Source organism: Lewinella cohaerens DSM 23179 (genome assembly GCF_000379805.1).
Classification (GTDB): domain Bacteria; phylum Bacteroidota; class Bacteroidia; order Chitinophagales; family Saprospiraceae; genus Lewinella; species Lewinella cohaerens.
The window spans coordinates 24,769-45,662 of sequence record NZ_KB903538.1; the positions used below are offsets into that span (position 1 = coordinate 24,769).

Below are 20,894 nucleotides of genomic sequence, written 5' to 3' on the forward strand. Positions count from 1 at the left end.
TTTGGCTAATGTATCGATGGTATAATGGCCGTGAACATTGGCATACCATGGATGATATCGAGATCTGCCTCGAACCCGGTGTATTTCATCCTCGCTGGTTTCTAACGACACGTACTTTTGTCGATTTTGCAAAAACAAAAATTGAGGCCAATAACACCGTTTTGGAACTAGGTGCAGGCAATGGTTTACTGGCCTTAAGCTGTAGCAAAATGGGTGGCATTGTAACCGCTAGCGATATCAATCCAGCAGCGGTAAGCTCCATACAGCGCAGTGCAGAAAGGAATGGGCTTGAACTTAAAGTGATTGCTTCTGATCTCTTCGCAGCTATTCCCGCACAAAGCTTTGATTTTATCTTTATTAACCCTCCCTATTTTGCCAAAGCTCCTACGAACGACCAGGAAAGAGCTTTCCTTTGCGGCGAAAATTTCGAGTATTTCAAAGCCTTGTTTTCCCAACTAAAAGCCTACAAAGAAAGCACCGTTTACTTTATCCTCACAGATGCCTGTGATCTCCCCAGCATCAGTGCAATAGCTCAACAAAACAATAGTGAGCTTATTCCCATCCAGCGGCGTAAAACATGGGGAGAAGAGCACTGTATTTATATGCTTCAGGAAACAAAGCATGAACAGGCTCAAAGTATTCAAGAAAGGTAGTAATGAAAACCCCTCCTCAGCAAACATTTTTCATTGCGGGTGTGCCTCGATCTGGCACCACCTTACTTCAACTGCTCCTCGATCATCATTCTGAAATTGCTGTTTGTCCTGAGACAAATATCTTCAATGTTATTGATCGGGTTTTAGCTAATAAAGAAATCAAAAAAGACTGGCAGTATGAACAATTAATAGCTGTACTTAACCAACGTTTGAAAGATTTTGACGACCCTGCCTTTAGTGTTATGAATGCTTTTCAGGCAGCACACTCTTCCTACTCCGGCAGCACCACTGAACTATTAAATGCGTTAAGAGAAAGCTACCTTTCCGCTAAGGGTAAGAAAATCTTCGGTGAAAAAACACCTGAAAATATTTACTTCCTCTCTACTATCCATAAGGTTTGCCCCCAGGCTAAAATCATTTTAATTGTCCGGCATCCACTGGACGTCACCTGTTCTTTGTTAAAATCTTTTCAAAAATCTAGTGTTAGCAGAAGCTATTCCGCTTCTCGCTTGCTACAGAAAGCCGCAATCTTTGTCAAGCGTGGGCTATTAGCCATTAAGCAGTTAGAACGCTTATTTCCAGGCAAGGCTTACATCGTTTATTACGAACAGCTGGTCAAGAATCCACAAAAAGAACTCCAACAACTTTGCCAATTTCTACAGGTAAATTATGAATCAGGCATGCTTGATTTCTATAACCGTGATCTAATTCGTGAAAACACCCCCGTTCTCGAAAACATCCATCAGCATCTTTCCAATCCTATCTCAAGCAATCGCACCCAAAAGTACCTGACCGAACTCCGTCCTTTTGAACGCCAATGGGTGAAAACTTTCTTAGGAAAAAGCATAAGTAACACCCATTATGAATTACCTAGCGAAACGGCCAAATGGCCAATGCGATATCATATTCAGCTGGTATTGGCTCGCCTGAATTTTTCGCTAAAGACCTACTATTGGCGAGAGGTTTTAAAAAAGAGTTGGAATTACTTGCGATTGAAGGCCAATAGGTAAAGGACAGCCGTAATGGACAAGCTGATAAAACCAGCAAGCAAACCACCAAGGATACCTAGAACCGGCAACAGTACCAAGGAGAGCGTAAAGTTGACACCAGCATTTATGATGCCATAGCGAATAACAATCGCTTCTTTTTTAATCCGATACAGATAAACTACACAAAGGATAATCACAAAAGTAGGTAGACAATAAAACACTGCCACAAGGTATATCTCGAAGTCGAAAGCCAAATCAAGGCCGTACTTAAACAATAGCGATAGGGCAACAACCCCGGCAAGGCTAATCCCCACTCCCAAAGCAGTTAATCGTTTGAGCTGTAGCGAAATATCGGCCTTACTCATTTTATAAATATCCGTAATGAAAGCGTAGACGATAAAACCTGCCGTTGCTCGGATAAAATTGAGCCCGCCCGTAAGGATTTGGTATTGGCCACTGCTTTCCGCGTCAAGCGTATAAGTGACTACATACAGGTCCATCTTACTACTCAACAGACCTACCATACCTACCACTAAAAGAGGTGCCGCAGTAGACAAGTATTTTAAATCAAAAACCTTAAATGTTCCCTTTTTAGGCAACTTGGGCAAGCCTATCAAAAAGAATAGCAGCAACCACCTTAAAGTGTAAGACATAGCATACAATGCAATCAAATATAGTGGCGCGGAAAAGGATGTTTGAGGTTGTAAAAACAACGCACCAACAATGAGCCCAAGGCCTAAAGCATCTACCAATGCCGCCAATCCAAAGGCCTTCTGATAAGTGATCCATGCATCACAACTTTGGTATAGAAAGAAAGCGACCAACCAGCCTAACAACCAGGTGACGGGTATTCCGATAGGCGCCAAAAAACTACCTACGAAGCTGACAACCACCAATAAACTCGCTCTGGCTCCCAGGCTTGAATAGAAAGCGCTGGCTATGTTTTTTTCGTCCAGGCTAAACTGTCGTAATAAAAACTCCTTATTGCCCCACCCAAGCACATGCGTCACCAAACCCATTCCCACCAAGTAAGGGACAAAAGTACCCCATTCTTCCGCAGAAGTTTGCCGAATAACAAGCCAAGCAATGAGTAGATTGCCTATACTGATAACAACAGTACGCAGGCCATTGGTAAAAACAGGTAGCACTATTTTAGCGGTCAGGCGCATTCTTTATTTTTGATTCTTTATTTGATACAATACCCAACCATCAGGAAACGATTCTAGCTCCTCCAGATAATAGTTCTTTCGTAAGTACTCCCAGTTTTCCATCAAGGTGTGGCCTTCCCACTGGTGGTTGAATCTTGATGGGTGAAACAATACATAACTTTGAATCTTATAGGCCGTAATGGGTTCCTTCCATAAGTTAATCAGTTTTTGAGGCACCTGATAACTCTCCAGGGCGGGGTAAAGATAGAAACAATACAGGTTGTCAGTAGGATAGGTTTGCAAGCTTGTAGCAATCGTTTTTTCGATCCTGTTCATTAACCAAACGGTATTAAACGAGTAAACGAACAATACCAACTGTAGACTCACCAAGCCCATAAAAACCCATTTGCGCTGCAGCCTGATTTTTGTTTGCAACCACTGCCAACTCCGTAAAAACGCCGGATAAAACAAGATCAAGCCAAGCGGCAACAAAGGCAGTAAAAAACGTTGGTTCTGAAAACCGATCCCCGCAATAAAAAAGGTATACAAGAGAACAGAGCAAAGTGTTATTCTTTGGATTGTTGGTTTCCAGTCGCTCCATTTTACAAATGGTAATACCCCTGCTCCAAGCAAAAAGAAACCAGGATGATAAACGTAGGAAAACGCATAAAGCACATTCGGCAATCGGTAGGCAACTTGGCCATCTTGCCTGCTAAACACACGCTGAAACCAGTGCTGCCAGGACCATTCGCCCAAGTAATTGTGTCCTAAAAACGCAAAGGGCTCTTCGTACCGAATCCATCCATGAGGAATCAAAAACAAAGCAGCTAAAACAATCGCCGGAAACAAAAGGTACCAATGACGGTTTTTAAACACCAAGACAAGCAAATGAAGGGCTGGAAGCACCAAGAATATCGCTAAAGCATAACGTGTCATCACGGCAGCTCCCGCGGCAGCAGACAATAAAAGGAGCCACTTCGCTTGCTTCGTTTCCGCATAACGAAAGTGGCCATAATAGAAGCACACAACACCCAAAATGGCCATACTGTCAGACATTACCAACAAGGCTGATCGAAGCAAAAATGGCGCCATTACACAGCAGCAAAAGCAATACAAGAACAATATATTCTTATCCTTTCCTGTAAAGTCTCCCAGAATTAGGTAAACCAGAAATGCTGTAGCTGTTAATGAAAATACAGAAATGAGCTGTAAGCAGGCCAATGTATTGCCCGTAAGGTAGCCGCCTATTGCACCGAAAAAAGGATAATTGACAGGCCAGAAATAGTCGCCGGGAGGATTCCCGTTTTCCAGCCAGTCTACCAGCGCATTCGCATATCGCAAGTATTCGTAAGCATCTTGTCCATAGAGGCCATTGAAGTCAAATAAGCGTAGCAGTATCCAAATCACTAACGGAAATACAATTAAAAAGCATAACGCTACTACAGCGCTGGAGAGATTCTTCCCATTTGGATTCGATGGTAAAACCAACATTCTTTAGGTTTAGTGTACGCTGATCAAGACAACTGCTGCTTTGGAATTAAGCGATCTGCCAATATCTTTTCCATTGGCCATTCGAAAAACAATGAATCACACCGTAGGCCCGCTATCCATTGAGCAGGAGCGGTATACCATTTCCGTTTTCTTCCTGCCAGCTTATTGTAGAACTTAAAGCGGTCCACCATTCTGTATTTTTCGGCACTTACCCATGGGCCAGATGAGCCGATATAATCAAAATCTGCCCAATCTTCGATAGTTTGAGGAAGTTGATAGCCTTTAGCAACTACATCCTGGGTAATTTTAGAACCAGGATAAGGCTTAAAGAAAAAGATAGGTGTCGTAAACCCTGGGTGCATACTATTCAATTCCCGAGCAACGCGAAGTGAGTCTAAAACACTTTTATCTGTTTCATCAGGAAAACCGACAATAAAGGGAAAAATCACATTGATATCTCTGGAGGCACATTTCTGGGCAGTTTCGTACACCTGCTCAAGTTTGATGTCTTTGGCCAACCAGTCCATCATTTCCTGGGACCCCGACTCCACTCCTACCAAGACGCGCCTGAGTCCGCCAGCTTTACACAAATCAAACTCTTCTTCGCTCATCCTGGCACCCTGATCAGCCCTCATTGTTCCTGCCCAGGTAGTTTTGATATCACGGTCCAGGAATTGTTGTGCAATCGCTGTTACGCGTTGCCGCTTAGTAAAAAAGGTCTCATCCTGAAAATTCAGGTCAGTAAATTGATACTTTTTATGCCAATACTCCAATTCTTCACCCATTCTATCAGGCTCAATCGCCGTCCATTTCCTGCTAAAGACAAATGGATCAGCACAAAAAGTACAACGAAATCTACAGCCCGCTGAGCTGATATAATCAAACTGGCGCTGCTTTTTGGCTTTGAAGTATTTCTCGACATCAATCAATTCGTAGTTCACCCTGGGCAATAAATTCATATCCTCTAGTGCTCTGCCAGGGTTCTTGACAATCTCTCCTTTAGCTGTTCGGTAACAAATACCATTGACGTTTGCCAAATCAGCTCCACTCTCAAGACAAGCAACGAGTTCTCGAAAAGTACCTTCGCCCTGGCCTTGAACACTGATGTCAATCGCGGGTTCATCACGCAAAGTTTCTTCCGCAAATAATGAGGTATGCCACCCTCCCCAAATGATAGGAATATTGGGATGACGGGCACGTACGGTTCTTGTTACCTTCAATGCATCACGCAGAGGGTTACCGGTTAGAGAAGTAACACCAAAGCACAATGCCCCTTCTGTAGCTTCTAACAATGCCTCTAATGGACGATCATCTACTCTGCCATCAATAATTATTACTTCATAATGAGCTGGATCAAGCATCGAACCAATCGCCAATAGCGCAAGCGGCATATCATAAAAAACAGCCTTAGGATTGTATAAAACGACCTTCTTTCTAGTCATCACTGTAGTTGATTAAGGATTTTTGCCCTAAAAGCAAGTAGCATTCCCTCTAATAAATAAGGAAATAAAAGGTAGCGGCCCAGCCCAGTATAATAAACTGTAACACCCTGTCACGATAGATGATCTCTACAGGTGATCCTGAAAATTTCTCATCAAGCGTAAGTAATAAGTAGCGTAAAATACCAAGAAAAACGAAAAAGGAAGTAAGATAGATCTTATCGGAATTCAATCGTTCCATCACCACTGGGGAAAGCGAGTATATAACATAGGCCATCAGTGTAATAGAGAGCATAATCGTAATAGCAAGATCTAAGAAAGGTAGTGTATAAGTAGGCCCGTTCCGGGATTCTAGCGCAACCTCCGGAGCAATCGCCAGATCGTGCCGGCGTTTTGCAAATCCTAAAGCTGTACTCAATAGAAAAACGATAGCCACCAACCATTCTGACACAAAAACCTCGGCATAAATCCCGCCCGCCACTACCCGCAAAACAAAACCAATTCCTAACACAGCAACATCTACGATTGCCAGGTATTTCAAATACAAGGTGTAAGCAATATTTAGAACAAGGTAAGCCCCAATAACCGGCGCAAGCTCCGGCAAGCAGAAACCACCTCCAATAACGATCAGCAAAAGGATAAACATACAAGCAAGGGCCATCCTGGGTGTAAAGTACCCACTAGCTATGGGCCTGAACTGTTTTGTCGGGTGCCGGCGATCCTTATCAAGGTCGATTANATCGTTGAAAATGTATACGACCGATGAGGTGATACAGAAATACAGACAGACTAGCAGAAGCGCCCATAAAGTATCCGCTCCTAATGCGCGGGCAAAAATGGCAGGGATAAACACAAAACCGTTCTTTACCCAATGCCGAACGCGCAACAACCTTGAAAATTGAACAACAAAGGTCTTCATACTGCCAAGAACGCAAAGTTGGAGAAGTATTCAGCAGTTTTAAGCTTGTTTTTAATAAAAAGTAAGGTAATTCCATATAAGTGCTAATTTTGGAAAATGCGAGCACTTGGAAAAATTAGCTGGATATTAATCGGTTTCTATTTACTATTGGTGGTTTTGAATGCCTGGATGTCTGATGATATCTATATCAGTTTTAGAAGCATCTACAATTTCACCCACGGGTATGGCCTCCGCTGGAATATTACCGAGCGGGTGCAAGTATTCACGCATCCGTTGTGGGTGATTCTGCTCGTTCCTTTTTATTGGATCAGCCATCATGCTTTCCTTACGGTAATGGGAATCAGTGTGACCTTATCAGCTGCTACTGCTTACCTATTGGTGAAACACGCTGCTACGCCTAAGCTTGCCCATGCAGCCCTTTTGTTATTGATCTCTTCTAAAGCATTCATTGATTATTCTACCTCGGGATTGGAAAACCCTTTGGCTCATTTTCTAATGATCTTCCTTTTTATTCAAATGGATCGGTGGCGTCAGCAGGAGGATGTTTCAACGTGGCTACTGGGCCTTTTGGGAGGTTTGCTCGTCATGGTTAGGTTAGACTTTGCGGTCTTGCTACTACCTGTATTTGTTTGGGTAATTGCCCAACAACCTCGTTGGGCTAACTTTAAGGGCTTGCTGCTGGGCAGTATTCCTTTTGTGTTGTGGGAGCTTTTTTCGCTGGTTTACTACGGCTCTTTTGTACCAAACACCTTCTATGCCAAGGCACAAACAGGCTTGCCTGCCATGAGTATGCTAACACAAGGAGCTTACTATTTCCTGGATTCACTACAGAATGACTGGCCAACTTTGCTTTGTATTTCCGGAACCATCTTACGCTGCCTCCGTAAAAGCAACTGGCTCTACAAATGCTGGGCAATTGGTTTGCTTTTCTACTTGTTTTACATTGCAACCGTAGGTGGAGACTTTATGAGTGGCCGCTTTTTTAGTGTTCCTTTTATCTTGGCGGTAATGCTTCTCAGTCAATTACAGTTACCTGAAAAAATTGTCTTTCGGGCCTCGCTTCTGGTTTTCTTGCTAAGCCTGCTCCAACCTTACCACCCCTTACATACTCGCCCTAGTTATTACGATGACCGAAAAGGCAATGAACGTGTACTCTATCCACATGGCATAGTCGATGAAAAAGGCATTGCCTGGGAACGCTCCGGTTTTCTAGACCTACGTTTTTGGGATCCCGTCTTTAAAATTGAGCAGCAGCTAAAACAAGATGCCTGTGCCAATCCTTCTGACACCATTGAAGATTGGCAGGTGCAAGTGGCCATAGGAATGCGTGGCTACCAGGCCGGGCCTAAAGTGTACATTGTTGACCAATTGGCCTTGAGCGACCCTCTTCTGGCACGGCTCCCTGCCGAGAGGCGTGACAATTTGCGGGTTGGCCACTACTTTAGAAAACTTCCGGAAGGGTACTTAGAAAGTTTAAAATCAGGTACGGACCAATTCACAGATCGCCCTCTGGCCACTTATTACGAAAAGGTGCAACTCATCACTCAAGGAGAACTGTGGAGCAAGGAACGATGGAACGCCATTTATGAACTAAATACCGGGCAATTGGATAAGCTCATCAATACTTCCTACTATGAGCAGCCACCGGAAGTTTACCCTCATTGATACTACACTCCAAGCTCAACAATCGGCATTCCTGTTACTGAGGTACCCAAGACTGTTGTTCCAATAACTGAAACAAGGAATCCGCAAGGCGTTGCTGTCCCACCTCATTCATGTGCGGGTCATTAGGATAGAAGTACAGCTCCTCTCTACTTGCATTTTTCACCCACGGCAAAGCGTTGACTACGCTACAATTACTCGTCGAGAGTTCTGCATTTAAGTAATCAAAAAAGGGATAATCTTCAGCCAATAAAGCAGCATGATCAGCTGGAATTGCCCCCAATTCCTCCATGCGTTCCAGATACAGCTCGCCAGTTTGAGCACAGTGAGGAATCACTAGTACGATTACTTTAGTAGCGGAAGGCACATCGTCTAACATGTCCTTAATATCTGCGCAAAAGGCTTTCATATCCTCCGCTCTCCCCCCTTGCAACAAGACCGAGTTTTGAATCAAGGCAGACTCCGCCTTTAGCAATAGCTTAGTCCTTTGATTATAGGATTCGGCACTATATGTGGCATCAGATTTGGGTTCCCGTGCCAAATCTTCCTCTTTTGTCCGTACTCTTTTAAATCCCAGCATTCTGGCATTGAGGTAACCTAAAACTAAAAACCGGTCAGCCAACCACCAATATGCTTTTCGCTTAACGCTAATGGCCTTACTGTCTATAGGATGTCGGTATTCGAGCAAATCATTGCCTACATAAACCTGATAAATCAATAGATCAGGTGTAAATTGTTCCAACCGTTTTTTTGCAAATAGTTGATGCTGCCGGATGCAAGTGCCAGGAATCGCCGCATTCACAATGCTTTGATCTGGCATTTTTGCCCGCAGGCCCTTTACATAACTTCGTTGATCTGCACTGAAAGAATCGCCAATGACCAAAACACTGGTTCCGGAAAAGTCTGCGCTTGTATTCAAGCCAGCTAGGTTGCTACCATAAAAATCGACCACGTACATTCTGAAGCACAACTCAAGTAAGCACAAAACGGCTATTCCCAGGAATAAAACATATCCAATTGCCCCCCCTACCCTTTTAAAACTCAAGCTTTTGTTACCCAGCATTTTAGTGATTTTCTTTGGCCTTGTATCCAGCAATAAGGTGGTAGCTATAAAATCGTTTCCTCAGAAAACACAGGATAAGCTATTGACCTAGTGGACCAACTGGTAAGTTTCGTTATACTAAGTCGCCATTTATTTGTGCTTGGGCGAGGAGCTGAAACCGGAATGTAGCCATAGCTACATGAGGATTTCAGGCCACTAGCTACCCCTTCAGGCCAAAACTACGTATTGGTTATTCATTGCCAAACAATTTTGGCTACAAGCTTTTCTCCTTCTTTGACGTAAAGGTTTCAATGAGTGATTGTACAGCTAAAACTAGCTAAAGAAGAAAATTACAAATGAGTAAAATTAAAAAACATCTAAATAATTTCAATTAGCGTTGTTAAAAAATGCCATTCCCCCAAAATCAAAATGGCCAACACCACCAAGGCACCGTGCCAAATGGCATCATTGAACCTATGGGTGATCCACAACCATCCACACTCAATAATTGGGAAAATTAAAAGTCCTTGCAAAACATCTAGAAAGTGAAGGGGCAAATCCCACCCCAAAAGTGGCCCTAGCCCACTGCTGATTGCCATTATTAAGAACACGGCAACCATCCCCATACCTAAAGCTAAGATAGGGGACACAATGAGAATGGATGAAAATATTTGCATTGCTGATTCACCTCCGTATGGTTTTTGAAAACGCCTTAAGGAACGGAAGTACCGAAACAACACATAGGCGCTCACGGAGCAGAATAGGCCAAACATGATCCTATGAATGATCCATAGATACCTGAGGGTAGGCAAGGGTTTTCCTCTGGTAAATGTAGCTCCTTTCTCATAACGGACCTTTTGGAGTTCTCCGCCCAAAGCATATTCCTCTGTGTATTGCAACTTTCCTAGGGTATCACGATATTCCCAAATGCCAAATTCAGTGCCCTCCTGAAATTGACCTATTTGCAACAACCCCAGGCTATCAAGTGTCGCAAACTGCCCCTGCAAACGACCGTCAACAAACCGATAACTTACTTCCTCATCAAATGCCGAGCTGTGCCACGTCAAGGAATCCACTGGATGCAATTGTTCTCTTTCAATCTGAAACAGATCAGTATTACCAGTAATGGAAATTGTCGTTGGATCATCATAAACAGGACTGGTACTAAAATATACCTCTTCTGGAAACAGGTCGCTTATTCTACTTGCTAGATTAGCATTACTTCGACGCCTTTTAGTTTCAAAAATCGTCTGATCGCCTACACCCAAAAGCGGAAAACTATAAGTGGCATCCAACTGTACGATTAACAAACTATCATTGATCCAAAATCGAAAAATTTCCCCCATAGTATTCGAAAACAAAACTAGTCCTCCATCTACCGTTGTTGCACTTATGGAAGTATCTTTTTCGAGCGTATATCTCCAACTAGTAAAATCCAATTGATGGTTAAAAGCTACCAAAACAGGGTTGGGCAATGGATAGGCTACCTGCCGCTGCGGAGAGCAGGTCGTCAACAGAAAAAGGCATAAGAAGAGTGAAGCCTTAGTTTTCAGATTCTCTAACATTTTTTGTACTTAGAGTCAATCGAAAACAAATAACCTGATTATTAGTTAATTCGTTTCCATTTCCCTTTCTTGAAAAAGAGGTTGTGAAATTTAGGAGACTTAAACACCAAATAAAAACTCCATGCACTATATACTAATCCAACTCAACATCTCAGGAAAGATAATGATGAGCACGAGTACAATGGCTTGAATAATGATAAAAGGAATAATACCCCGATAAAGATGCCCTGTTTTAACTTCCGGAGGTGCGACACCTTTGAGGTAAAACAAAGAGAACCCAAAGGGTGGCGTTAGAAAAGAAGTCTGCAAATTGAGCGCAATAAGGATACCCAACCAAACCAGATCGACACCCATCGCCTCGAATATAGGTGCCACAACAGGAACGATGATGAAGATAATTTCGATAAAATCAATAAAGAATCCAGCTACAAAAATCAAGATCATCACCATTGCAAGGAAAGCATAGGTAGAGAGGTCGGCTTGCTCAATAAGTTCCACCAAGTAGCGATCTCCTCCTAATTCACGGAATACCAACGAGAAGGTTGTTGCTCCCAGAAGAATAACAAACACCATAGTGGTAAGATGGGTAGTTTGCTGCATTACAGCTTTCAATACTTCCAGGTTGAAGCGCTTCTCCATAATCGTTAGCACCATCGCACCTACGGCTCCTACAGCTGCAGCCTCTGTAGGCGATGCGATCCCCCCTAAAATCGACCCCAAAACGGCAACAATCAGCAACAAAGGCAAGAAAAATGCTTTAAACAGCCGTTGCCAGTAATTCGATGCTCTAAATTCCGCAACTTCTTCCGGGGGCATTGCTGGCGCTAATCCTGGTTTGGCCCGAGCCAATAAAAACACATAAAAGATGTAAGCCACAACCAGTAAAAAACCCGGCAAGAGCGCTGCTGCAAATAATTGTCCAACACTAACATTCAGAACACTCCCTAGCAAGATAAGGACTATGGAAGGCGGTATGATTTGCCCCAAGGTGCCCGAAGAGGCGATTACCCCCGTGGCCAACTCTATCTTATAGCCTCTCCGTAGCATTGTAGGCAGACTAATCAAACCCATCGTAATTACGGTAGCGCCTACAATACCGGTACTTGCGGCCAATAGGGCTCCAACAATAATGACCGCAATGGCCAAGCCGCCAGGGATTCGCCCAAACAGCAATGCCATCGTTTCTAACAATCGCTCAGCTAGTCCCGATTTTTCCAGCATAATCCCCATAAAAACGAATAACGGAACGGCAATTAATTCCTCCTTGGCCATAATTCCTGCTATGCGCAGGGGCAGTAAGCTCACAACATCTGGCGACAAAAAACAAATACCATAAATCAGGGATAAGCCACCCAGCGTAAACGCGACAGGGTAACCATACAAAATGAGTAGAAATATGCTAACAAAAAGCAATAAGGCAAGTATCTCCATGACATAAAGAGCTTATTCCGACACATCGGTTCGTGAGCGAATTAATTCGGCAATGCCTTGTAACAATAACAAACCGATTCCCAAGGGTAAAGCAAATTGGATGAGCCATAAATTCGGCAATCCTGCTGCCTCCGGAGAACGTTCTCCCATTTTCCAGGCATCTACTGCTGCATTCCAACCTGAATAAATGAGCACCAAACACCAAGGAATTAGAAAAATAAGTGTGCCCCAAAAATTGATGCGTCGCTGGTCAGCCTTATCTGCTTTTTCATAAAAAAGGTCAACCCGTACATGTCGATCATGCCGAAGGCTATACCCTGCGCCAAATAGAAAGATCAGCGCAAACAAATGCCATTCTAATTCTTTAGACCATGCCAACGGCAAATTAAAGACGTACCGCAAAGAAACATTGGTAAATACAAGTAGTACCAAGCCCAAAGTCAGCCAGGAAACGCACCGCCCTACCCTTTCGTTTAACCGATTAATCCAGGAAGCCAAGCGCTCCATAATTATTTTTCTTGCAATGTAAAAAATTTAATTTGCTGAAAAGCCTATTCTGGTCTTTTTCCTTTTTCTTGAAAGAGATCATTAAAATTATCCTTGGTTTTTACAACTTTTACAAGTAGTTTTCCGCTCTTAAAAGCTCCACTTAGTGTAAAATTTACACTACCTTTGCTTAGCTAATAACTCAAGTCAATATTACCGTGATCATGAAAGTCATAGTCGATAGCGGATCTACCAAAGCAGATTGGAAATTTTTATCAGGTGAAGAGGAAACCAGCCTCCATACCATGGGTTTCAATCCTGTTTTTCACTCTAGTGATCAGATCGAACAAGAAGTAAACAAAGCCTTCAAGGGGATTGTAGACCTCGAACAAGAGGCAGAAATTTATTTCTACGGTTCTGGCTGTTGGGACCAAAAACGCAAAGTCATTATTGAAAACGGTCTAAAGCGCGTCTTCACAAATGCTAAAATTGATGTTCATCACGATCTCCTTGGGGCTGCTCGGGCTACCTGCGGCAATGACCCTGGTATCTCCTGCATCATCGGCACAGGTTCTAACACTTGCCTTTATGATGGCAAAGATGTGATCGACAACGTCACCAACCTTGGTTACCTTTGTGGTGATGAAGGTAGCGGAACCCACTTGGGTAAAAAGCTTATCCGCCATTATTTCTACCGGGAACTCCCCAAAGAACTAGAGGCGGCCTTTGAAGTTTTTGTAGGCGGCGGCAAGCAAAAAATTCTTGATACTGTTTACGACGGTACACCTCCAAACGTTTACCTGGCGTCATTCACACGTTTCATGTCTGAGCACGTTGATCATCCCTTTATTCAGCGTATCCTCTATCGCTCTTTTGCAGAATTCATTGATCGGCATGTTCGTAAATATCCCGGTCACCTAAAGTTACCAGTGCATTTCATTGGTTCTATTGCTTACGTTTTTCAAGATATGCTCAAAATTGTACTTACAGAAAGAGCAATGCACCACGGTATTTTCATCAAGCAACCTATCGACAACTTGGTTGCTTATCATCGTGAGTTTGCACACTAAATAAATCTATCATGCCAAACGAAAAAATAAAAAGAATAGCCGTTTTCACTTCAGGTGGCGATGCTCCTGGTATGAATGCAGCCATACGTGCAGTAGTGCGTACTGCGGCCTACCATGATTTACATATTTTTGGTATCCACAATGGCTATGAAGGAATGATTGATGGTGACCTTCACCGCCTGGATATCCGTGATGTTGGCAATATCATCTACCGGGGAGGAACCATCCTCAAAACTGCCCGTAGCAAACGTTTCATGACGCCTGAAGGTCGACGCAATGCCTACGAGGCACTCCAGGCTTTCGATGTAGATGCCTGTGTTGCCATTGGTGGAGATGGTACCTTTACTGGGGCCAAAGTTTTCTCGGAAGAGTACGACATTCCTATTGTTGGTATCCCTGGAACCATTGACAATGATTTGTTTGGTACCGATTACACGATTGGTTACGATACTGCAGTCAATACAGCCGTACAAGCTGTAGACAAAATTAGAGACACTGCTGATTCTCATAACCGACTATTCTTTGTGGAGGTAATGGGCCGGAATTCTGGTTTTATTGCACTTTCTACGGGTATTGCCAGTGGTGCTGGTAATGTGATGATTCCAGAGGTAGACACCAATATGGAACACCTTATTGAGTTGCTTCGCCATGGTGTGAAGCGCAAAAAGATGTTTGGAATCATTGTAGTAGCGGAAGGGAATAAACTTGGCCCAACAGCAGAGATCGCACAAAAAGTACAAGACGCTATTAGTTTTTACGATACCAAAGTCACTATCATTGGCCACATGCAACGCGGAGGATCACCTTCTGCTTTAGACCGGCTTTTGGCCAGTCGCTTAGGTTTCGGCGCAGTTGAAGGGCTCTTGGCTGGCCAGGGCAATGTCATGATTGGCTTGGTAAATAACGAAGTCGTCTTTACACCATTTACTGACGCGATCACGATAGAGAAGAAGCCTAATCAAAATTTGGTTAGAATGGCTGAAATCTTGGCCATTTAAAGCTTTTTGGGCCATGCAGGCAATGGCATTGCTGCACCGGGCTGTTTGGTCGCTATCGCTTCCGGCCATCACTTGTCCTCACTTCCGATGGAAGATCGGAATGCGGCAAGCTCCAGGCTACGCCTTGCGCGACAGTACTAATTACGTAGCCACTTCTAAGTTATACTTGTTGCCCTATCTAATAAAAAAATCAGCGGTCAACTCTTGGTAGGCTGCACTACGAGGTGAATCAGCTCCGCCTCTAGCATAAATACTCAAAGCTCCGTCTTCAGGCATATCGCCAGGAGGCGGAGTTTTACGTAAGGAAAGCAAAAGGCGATTGGGTGATTTTTCAGGACTAGGGCTGACTTTGATTTTTTGCCAAGTATATAATTGGTAGCTTTTCGCGAGTTCCATAAAACGCAAACCTTCCAGCCAGGGCAGCACCAAACAGAAACTCCCCGCTGGTGCCAATAGTCGCTGTACGCTGCGCAGTAAATCCTGATGAGATAGCTTTACGGTGTGCCGTACATTTGCTCTTCCTTCTTGTTCGGAAATTACACCACCAGTAAAAAACGGAGGGTTACTCACTATCAAATCAAACGTTCCAGCAGCGGTTGGGGTGTAATCCTGAATACTTCTTTGAATAATTTCCACTCGATCTGCAAATGGACTTGCAGCAACATTATCCCGAGCTTGCTCAGCCGCTCCCTCGTCTATTTCTATGCCAATGACTTGGGCCTGAGTTTGTCTTTGCGCCAACATCAGAGCAATCAAGCCGGTACCTGTACCTATATCCAGGATTTGCCGAACCTCCCCCACCCTGGCCCAAGCTGCCAGCAGAATACCGTCGGTACCTACCTTCATGGCACACCGATCCTGTGCTATAGCAAATTGCTTAAATTGAAAAACATTACTAGAGGCAGGTTTAGCCATTACTATCATTTTAATACGGGTACTTACAACAAGCCTCCAGACAGCTTGTTGTGTCTGGAGGCTTTATTTGAGTGTATTTAACTGCGCTGATCTATCTTGATCTGCTCTTATTTCACGACTTGAATTACCCGTGACATTTGTTCGTTTCCAATTTGCAATTGAATGATGTATTGTCCAGCTGGTAGCGACTGTACATCCAAAGATTCCGTATACTCGCCTTGCACATTGTTTATAACAATGCTCTGTAGGAATACGCCTCTAAAGTCGAGTAAATTCAAAACCAAATCTTCCTTTTTCTCTAGTGTAACATTGACCGTTGTAGTCGTACGTGCCGGGTTTGGGTAGATGGCTAACTCAACACCTTCTATTACACTTTGCTCGTCAACATCCGTTGCTACACAATCTTGGCCACCATGTGCTTCACACCACCTTGCTTCAAATTCCTGCAGGTAGATATTAGCAACATTGGCATCATGAACAATCAATGTATTTTCATCATTGCTGTTTTCTGCTCCAGCCGACCAATTGTGTGAACCCAAAACAACCTGTGGATCAGAATTCACATTGGTAGCATCAACGATACAGTATTTGTGGTGTGTCTGAACAGTTGTATTATCCTCTGTTACATCGACCCCCTGATTAACTAAGAAATCAAATTCAGATCCTTGGCTATTCACTTGATCAATAATTCCACGCACTGCTACACCGCTATTATGCTCGCTTAGCACAGCAGACCCCAATTCGTTATTTGTAAATACCAACAAGGCAAATTCAAGGTCGGTATCTGCACTTTCAACGGCCTTGGCAATACCTATCGTTGTATTATCTGAAGGTGAGAAATAAGATTCTATAACGATATCATTGATCAGGAATGTGTGCGGAGTATTATTGGTCTTATTTTCGCCAAACAATGCAGAAAAAACACCAGGCGAAGCACCTTCTGAACCCCACATTTCATTAAACTCTAAAGTATAAGCCTTAGCCAATGCTTTATCTTGAATGAAGACCGTATTATTATAATCAGTCGCAATGTTGTTGGCCGTCATGTTGGTAGAACCAGACATTACCCACGAATTGTCATTGTCATCTGCATCAAAAATAAAAAATTTGTTGTGCATCAACCCATCTTGATTTCCTCTTATTACTGGAAACGGGGGAGCAGGGTTTTGTAGCGCTAGGTTAGCAGTTTCATTATCCGCAACATACCTTACAACAACACCTCTTTCATGGGCATCTGTCAAAGCAGCAACAATGGTCGTTCTATTAATATTATAGATAGAACAATCAATAGAAACCTGAGCTTCATTTATTCTATGAATAATTTCACCTTCAAGAGCAGCACCTGTTGTGCCTGTAGGAAAATTACCGGTAGAATAACTTGGATCAACGCCACCATTGAAATAGATTTTCATCACACCAGAAGACGTAGAGGCCGTACTGTAAATTTGCTGCGTTGATGTCACCGTTGATGTTCCATTATTCGAAGATACTTCAACGTAGTAGAAGGTAGCTGGCTCCAAGCCTGTAACATCCAAACTGTGGGTTGTTGTCATATCCGATGCCGCAACCATCTCATTCAGATCAGTAGCTGTTGTACCGTATCTAACTGTTGAATTTCCTGCTACATTAGTCTCCCAACTCACGGTAAAACCACTTGTTGAAAGGTCCGTTTGAAGAGGAGCTGATGTCAAATAAAAATCGTCAGCGATTTCTAAATCGTTAATATCTCTTGGTAATAATTGATAGATTGAATTAAACTGAGACGCTATACCTGTTAAATTAACAGTTGCTAAAGGGATCTCAGTCCCAATCAAACTATGGCCAGTACGGACATAAATTTCTGATGCCTCTCCATTGGCGGTAAATTCATAATTTCCAACAGAGAACAAACTACCACCAGCAGTGAAAGTAACACCATTAATTTGAAGTAGCTCTGACTCCGTTTCTTCTCCTACACCAGCTGGTGTGGTTACCAAAGCATCAGGTAACGGATTACCCGAAGAGATGACATTGTACGACATCACAGGGTCTATCTCTAGTAAACCATTGTAATCCTTAAGGGCACCAGTCACTTCAACCAAGTCTCCTCTTTCTACAGCGTCAGGAAAGCCACCTACTGATCCGGTTCCTGGATACACAGCAATAGCTCCTGTCTCATCCTGGACATACCTAATAATTCCTAGACCGTCACCATTGGTTGCGATTCCTTGAATAGTAACTGTTGTGCCTTCAGACATACCTCTTACATCTGCTATGTCTTCTTGAGCATAAGCCATGCTGAAGGAGAGAGAGACGAGAAGGCAAAGTAATGTTCTAAGCATTGTTTGTTTTTTAAATGTTTAATTATTCGTTAGAGCTTGTTTGGCAGGATGAAATTTGCCGATTGCAGGGAATTGAGCCCCTACCAAAAAAGCGCTTAAAAACTAGCCTGCAATGATAAGCTCCACCGACGTCCTTGCCCATAAAATACAGAGGCAGACTTTGCATCAAAGTCTGTAAAACTTGGTGAATTGAAATCATCATTATCTCTAGCGTCCGTCAAGTAGACAGCATTGAATACATTCAATACATTGGCCCGAACGTTCATCGCCACTTTATTCCATTTGAAGTAATATCCAGTATGGAAAGACGACAGGTAATAAGAAGGCATTTTCCATGATTCTCTTCCACCATTATCTCCTTGGAGGTTTTCTGGTTGAAAATCAGCATAGTTATTGTCAAAGAATGTCGTATTAATTTTCACATAAAAGTCTTTGACTGGCTCATACCGTATCTGGCCACCAATCTGTAGTTGAGCAGCATCACCAACGTGTACACCAGCAGCATCAAACTCGTAAGTATAAGCCACACCATTAGGCAACACCCCTTCCACAACTTGCCCGGATTGCCATGTCCAATCACCTATAGAAGCTAAACCTTCTATAGATAAGTTAGGCACAGGTTTGAATACAAAGTCAATCTCAATGCCTTTATGCAAGGCATCAATACCAGGGATATTAACCGGTATACGGTTTGATTCCGGGTCACTTTCATCTTCAGCTATCGTAGGCAAACGATCTAAAGGCTTATTGCCCCAAAACGTATAATAAGTATTCACATTAGCAGAGAAGCGTTTGCTTTTATAATTATATCCGACTTCAACGGCGCGAATATCCTCGTTCTCATAATTATTAGCAACTTGTGCATCCACAGTAGGAGCCCAAAAGTTGGTAATAATTACGTTCCGGTAGGGCTGTGCTTTATTCAAAATTCCTGTATTGACAAACAAGCTGTTTTGTGTATCAAACTTATAAGTTGCCCCCAACTTGACGGTATAAGTTTGTACATCTACAAATGGGAGTTCAAATTTCGAGAAATTATCAATAAAGCCATATTGAGCATTCGCCACCGACAAATTCACAAAGGAAGCCCAATGGTTTCTCTTGTATTCTAATAATCCAAACGCACCGATTGATCGTACTTTACCGGTATAGTCATACTCATATTTATCCCCTACTCCGAGAACCGGACTATTAGGTGAAACCTGCCCTTCTTGCCAGCCTGAGCCACCTAACAAATCATATACTTCTCTAAAGTGATCACCATCATAAGATCGGCCATCTACTCCTCCTGAAAGGATCATATTCTCATTGATAGTGTAACGCAGTGTTGACAACATACCATACCAAAAATGATTATTCCTATTGGACCGAAGAATAGTATTTGAAATACCCTCTGGATTAAAAAGCGTGGGTTGATTACCCTGAATCGCTTGCTCTATATCCAGTTGGTCATCGTCTCCTCTTTGTATAGAGGCACCATCTACAGCGACTCCTCCTCCATTACCAATAGATAAATAGGCAACATTAGACCAATACAGTTTATCACTAGCTTGCCAGCTATGACGTAAACTAAACTGAGGTTTGTGGTAATAGTTTTGCCTTGTATTAAGTAGTTCGCCATCTCTGTAGCCCCAAGCATCATTATATCGACGGCCTTTGTTTTTTATATTCAGCTCTTCATTAACATACGCAGGAACACCTATGCTCCGCGCATAAGCGGTATCCACCTGACCCGCTTCTGCTGAAAACGGCCTTTGCCCGTGTTTTTGGGGCGCACCAAAGCCAGAGACACTCAAAAGGTGATCTCCTAATTGCTTATCAACTCTTGCGTAATAAAAGAAGCCTTGTGTGAAGTTACCATCGACCCAACCATTGCCTTGTTTGTAAGATCCAGCAAGCGAAACACCCCAACCATTCTTCAGCCTTCCGGTCGTTAAGCCCATCGTTGTTCTTGTGTAACCATTGTTACCAATTTCTTGCCTGACCCTAAGACTTTTTTTAGCATCTATACCCTTGGTAAGAATATTGATGGTACCACCAACAGCAGGTACTGATATTTTAGAAGCTCCCAATCCTCTTTGAACCTGCATGGTTTGGGTTACTAAATCTAAACCAAACCAATTGGACCAGTACACTTCTCCGTTTTCCATATCGTTAACGGGGATACCGTCCAGCATCACAGCTACATATCTTTGATCAAAACCACGAATGGAAATCCGGGCATCTCCATCACCTCCACCAGCTTCTGTGGCATAGGCACCTGGCGTAGAATTCAAAAGCATTGGAATATCCTGAGCTCCTAGCTCTTCTTCAATTTTTATGCTTGGTATGTTGGAAAAAGCAACCGGCGTTTCTCTTTCGATAGCAATGTCCGCCGTCACTACAATTTCATCCAACATCAGACTAGACCCCATAGCAATATCTAGGGTCTGGTCTCCTTTTATACTTACATTGATGGTTTGGGTGGCGTATCCAACATAAGAAAATTGAATACTGTAATCACCATTCTCCAAAGCCAGAGCATATTTCCCATCTAAGTCGGTAACAGTACCCGTGGTGCCAACAGTAATGGTTGCACCAATAAGTGCATCGCCAGAAACTTCATCGGTAACAACTCCTGATAAAGTGCTTGTCTGTCCTAACAATACCGAGCTGAAAAAACATAAACAAACACTCCAAATTATGGCCTTATTCATTAGCTTCATTAATATTAAGTAAGTAGGCCTTTGATAATTGATGAAAAACAAATGGAAAAAAGAAGAGAA

General features: G+C 43.0%; 16 protein-coding genes. 5 read left to right on the plus strand and 11 right to left on the minus strand.

The window, feature by feature from the left end; translation table 11 throughout:
• Positions 1–8: 8 nt before the first annotated feature.
• Together A3EU_RS32630 and A3EU_RS0108350 are read left to right on the plus strand one after the other, a co-directional pair.
• A complete protein-coding gene (locus tag A3EU_RS32630) occupies positions 9–653 on the plus strand; it encodes a methyltransferase (RefSeq protein WP_169433331.1) in 645 nt (214 codons plus the stop codon).
• A 2-nt stretch (positions 654–655) separates the two neighbouring features.
• Positions 656–1,663: a sulfotransferase family protein gene (locus A3EU_RS0108350; RefSeq protein WP_020535690.1), complete on the plus strand. Its 1,008-nt coding sequence runs from the start codon at positions 656–658 to the stop codon at positions 1,661–1,663.
• Here A3EU_RS0108350 and A3EU_RS0108355 read toward each other — a convergent pair.
• Genes A3EU_RS0108355 through A3EU_RS0108370 form a run of 4 tightly spaced genes read right to left on the minus strand, consistent with a single transcriptional unit; the run spans position 1,636 to position 6,639 of the window.
• Entirely contained in the window at positions 1,636–2,811 is a 1,176-nt protein-coding gene (locus A3EU_RS0108355) for a hypothetical protein (RefSeq protein WP_020535691.1), read from the minus strand. The two genes, A3EU_RS0108350 and A3EU_RS0108355, sit on opposite strands and share 28 nt — an antisense overlap.
• A gap of 3 nt (positions 2,812–2,814) precedes the next feature.
• Positions 2,815–4,281, minus strand: a complete 1,467-nt coding sequence (locus tag A3EU_RS0108360) for a glycosyltransferase family 39 protein (protein WP_020535692.1) — start codon at positions 4,279–4,281, stop codon at positions 2,815–2,817.
• A gap of 23 nt (positions 4,282–4,304) precedes the next feature.
• Positions 4,305–5,723, minus strand: coding sequence for a B12-binding domain-containing radical SAM protein (locus tag A3EU_RS0108365; RefSeq protein ID WP_020535693.1), 1,419 nt, complete (start codon positions 5,721–5,723; stop codon positions 4,305–4,307).
• Between the two features lie 49 nt (positions 5,724–5,772).
• On the minus strand, positions 5,773–6,639 hold the full coding sequence (locus tag A3EU_RS0108370; protein ID WP_020535694.1) for a UbiA prenyltransferase family protein: 867 nt from the start codon (positions 6,637–6,639) through the stop codon (positions 5,773–5,775).
• Between the two features lie 96 nt (positions 6,640–6,735).
• On the opposite strand from A3EU_RS0108370, the gene A3EU_RS0108375 reads away from it, so the two are divergent.
• Positions 6,736–8,304 (plus strand): hypothetical protein, encoded by a 1,569-nt coding sequence (locus A3EU_RS0108375; protein ID WP_020535695.1) that lies wholly within the window; start codon positions 6,736–6,738, stop codon positions 8,302–8,304.
• Between the two features lie 34 nt (positions 8,305–8,338).
• On the opposite strand, the gene A3EU_RS0108380 is transcribed toward A3EU_RS0108375, so the two are convergent.
• The 4 genes from A3EU_RS0108380 to A3EU_RS0108395 form a co-directional block, all read right to left on the minus strand.
• Complete coding sequence (locus A3EU_RS0108380; RefSeq protein WP_020535696.1) at positions 8,339–9,364, minus strand: SGNH/GDSL hydrolase family protein; 1,026 nt, start codon at positions 9,362–9,364, stop codon at positions 8,339–8,341.
• Positions 9,365–9,720: 356 nt separating this feature from the next.
• A complete protein-coding gene (locus tag A3EU_RS0108385; protein WP_020535697.1) occupies positions 9,721–10,908 on the minus strand; it encodes a hypothetical protein in 1,188 nt (395 codons plus the stop codon).
• 126 nt (positions 10,909–11,034) lie between these two features.
• Entirely contained in the window at positions 11,035–12,339 is a 1,305-nt protein-coding gene (locus tag A3EU_RS0108390; RefSeq protein WP_020535698.1) for a TRAP transporter large permease, read from the minus strand.
• A gap of 12 nt (positions 12,340–12,351) precedes the next feature.
• Positions 12,352–12,846, minus strand: coding sequence for a TRAP transporter small permease subunit (locus A3EU_RS0108395; RefSeq protein ID WP_020535699.1), 495 nt, complete (start codon positions 12,844–12,846; stop codon positions 12,352–12,354).
• 203 nt (positions 12,847–13,049) lie between these two features.
• On the opposite strand from A3EU_RS0108395, the gene A3EU_RS0108405 reads away from it, so the two are divergent.
• Together A3EU_RS0108405 and pfkA are read left to right on the plus strand one after the other, a co-directional pair.
• The gene (locus tag A3EU_RS0108405) at positions 13,050–13,895 is read left to right on the plus strand and encodes a hypothetical protein (protein WP_020535700.1); all 846 of its coding nucleotides are present in this window, start codon (positions 13,050–13,052) and stop codon (positions 13,893–13,895) included.
• A gap of 11 nt (positions 13,896–13,906) precedes the next feature.
• A complete protein-coding gene (pfkA, locus tag A3EU_RS0108410; RefSeq protein ID WP_020535701.1) occupies positions 13,907–14,893 on the plus strand; it encodes a 6-phosphofructokinase in 987 nt (328 codons plus the stop codon).
• Positions 14,894–15,067: 174 nt separating this feature from the next.
• On the opposite strand, the gene A3EU_RS0108415 is transcribed toward pfkA, so the two are convergent.
• The 3 genes from A3EU_RS0108415 to A3EU_RS0108425 all read right to left on the minus strand — a co-directional run bounded on the left by A3EU_RS0108415 (position 15,068) and on the right by A3EU_RS0108425 (position 20,825).
• Positions 15,068–15,808, minus strand: coding sequence for a tRNA1(Val) (adenine(37)-N6)-methyltransferase (locus A3EU_RS0108415; protein ID WP_020535702.1), 741 nt, complete (start codon positions 15,806–15,808; stop codon positions 15,068–15,070).
• 107 nt (positions 15,809–15,915) lie between these two features.
• Entirely contained in the window at positions 15,916–18,129 is a 2,214-nt protein-coding gene (locus A3EU_RS29845) for a phospholipase D-like domain-containing protein (protein WP_083937321.1), read from the minus strand.
• A gap of 95 nt (positions 18,130–18,224) precedes the next feature.
• Positions 18,225–20,825: a TonB-dependent receptor gene (locus tag A3EU_RS0108425; RefSeq protein WP_020535704.1), complete on the minus strand. Its 2,601-nt coding sequence runs from the start codon at positions 20,823–20,825 to the stop codon at positions 18,225–18,227.
• Between the last annotated feature and the right edge of the window lie 69 nt (positions 20,826–20,894).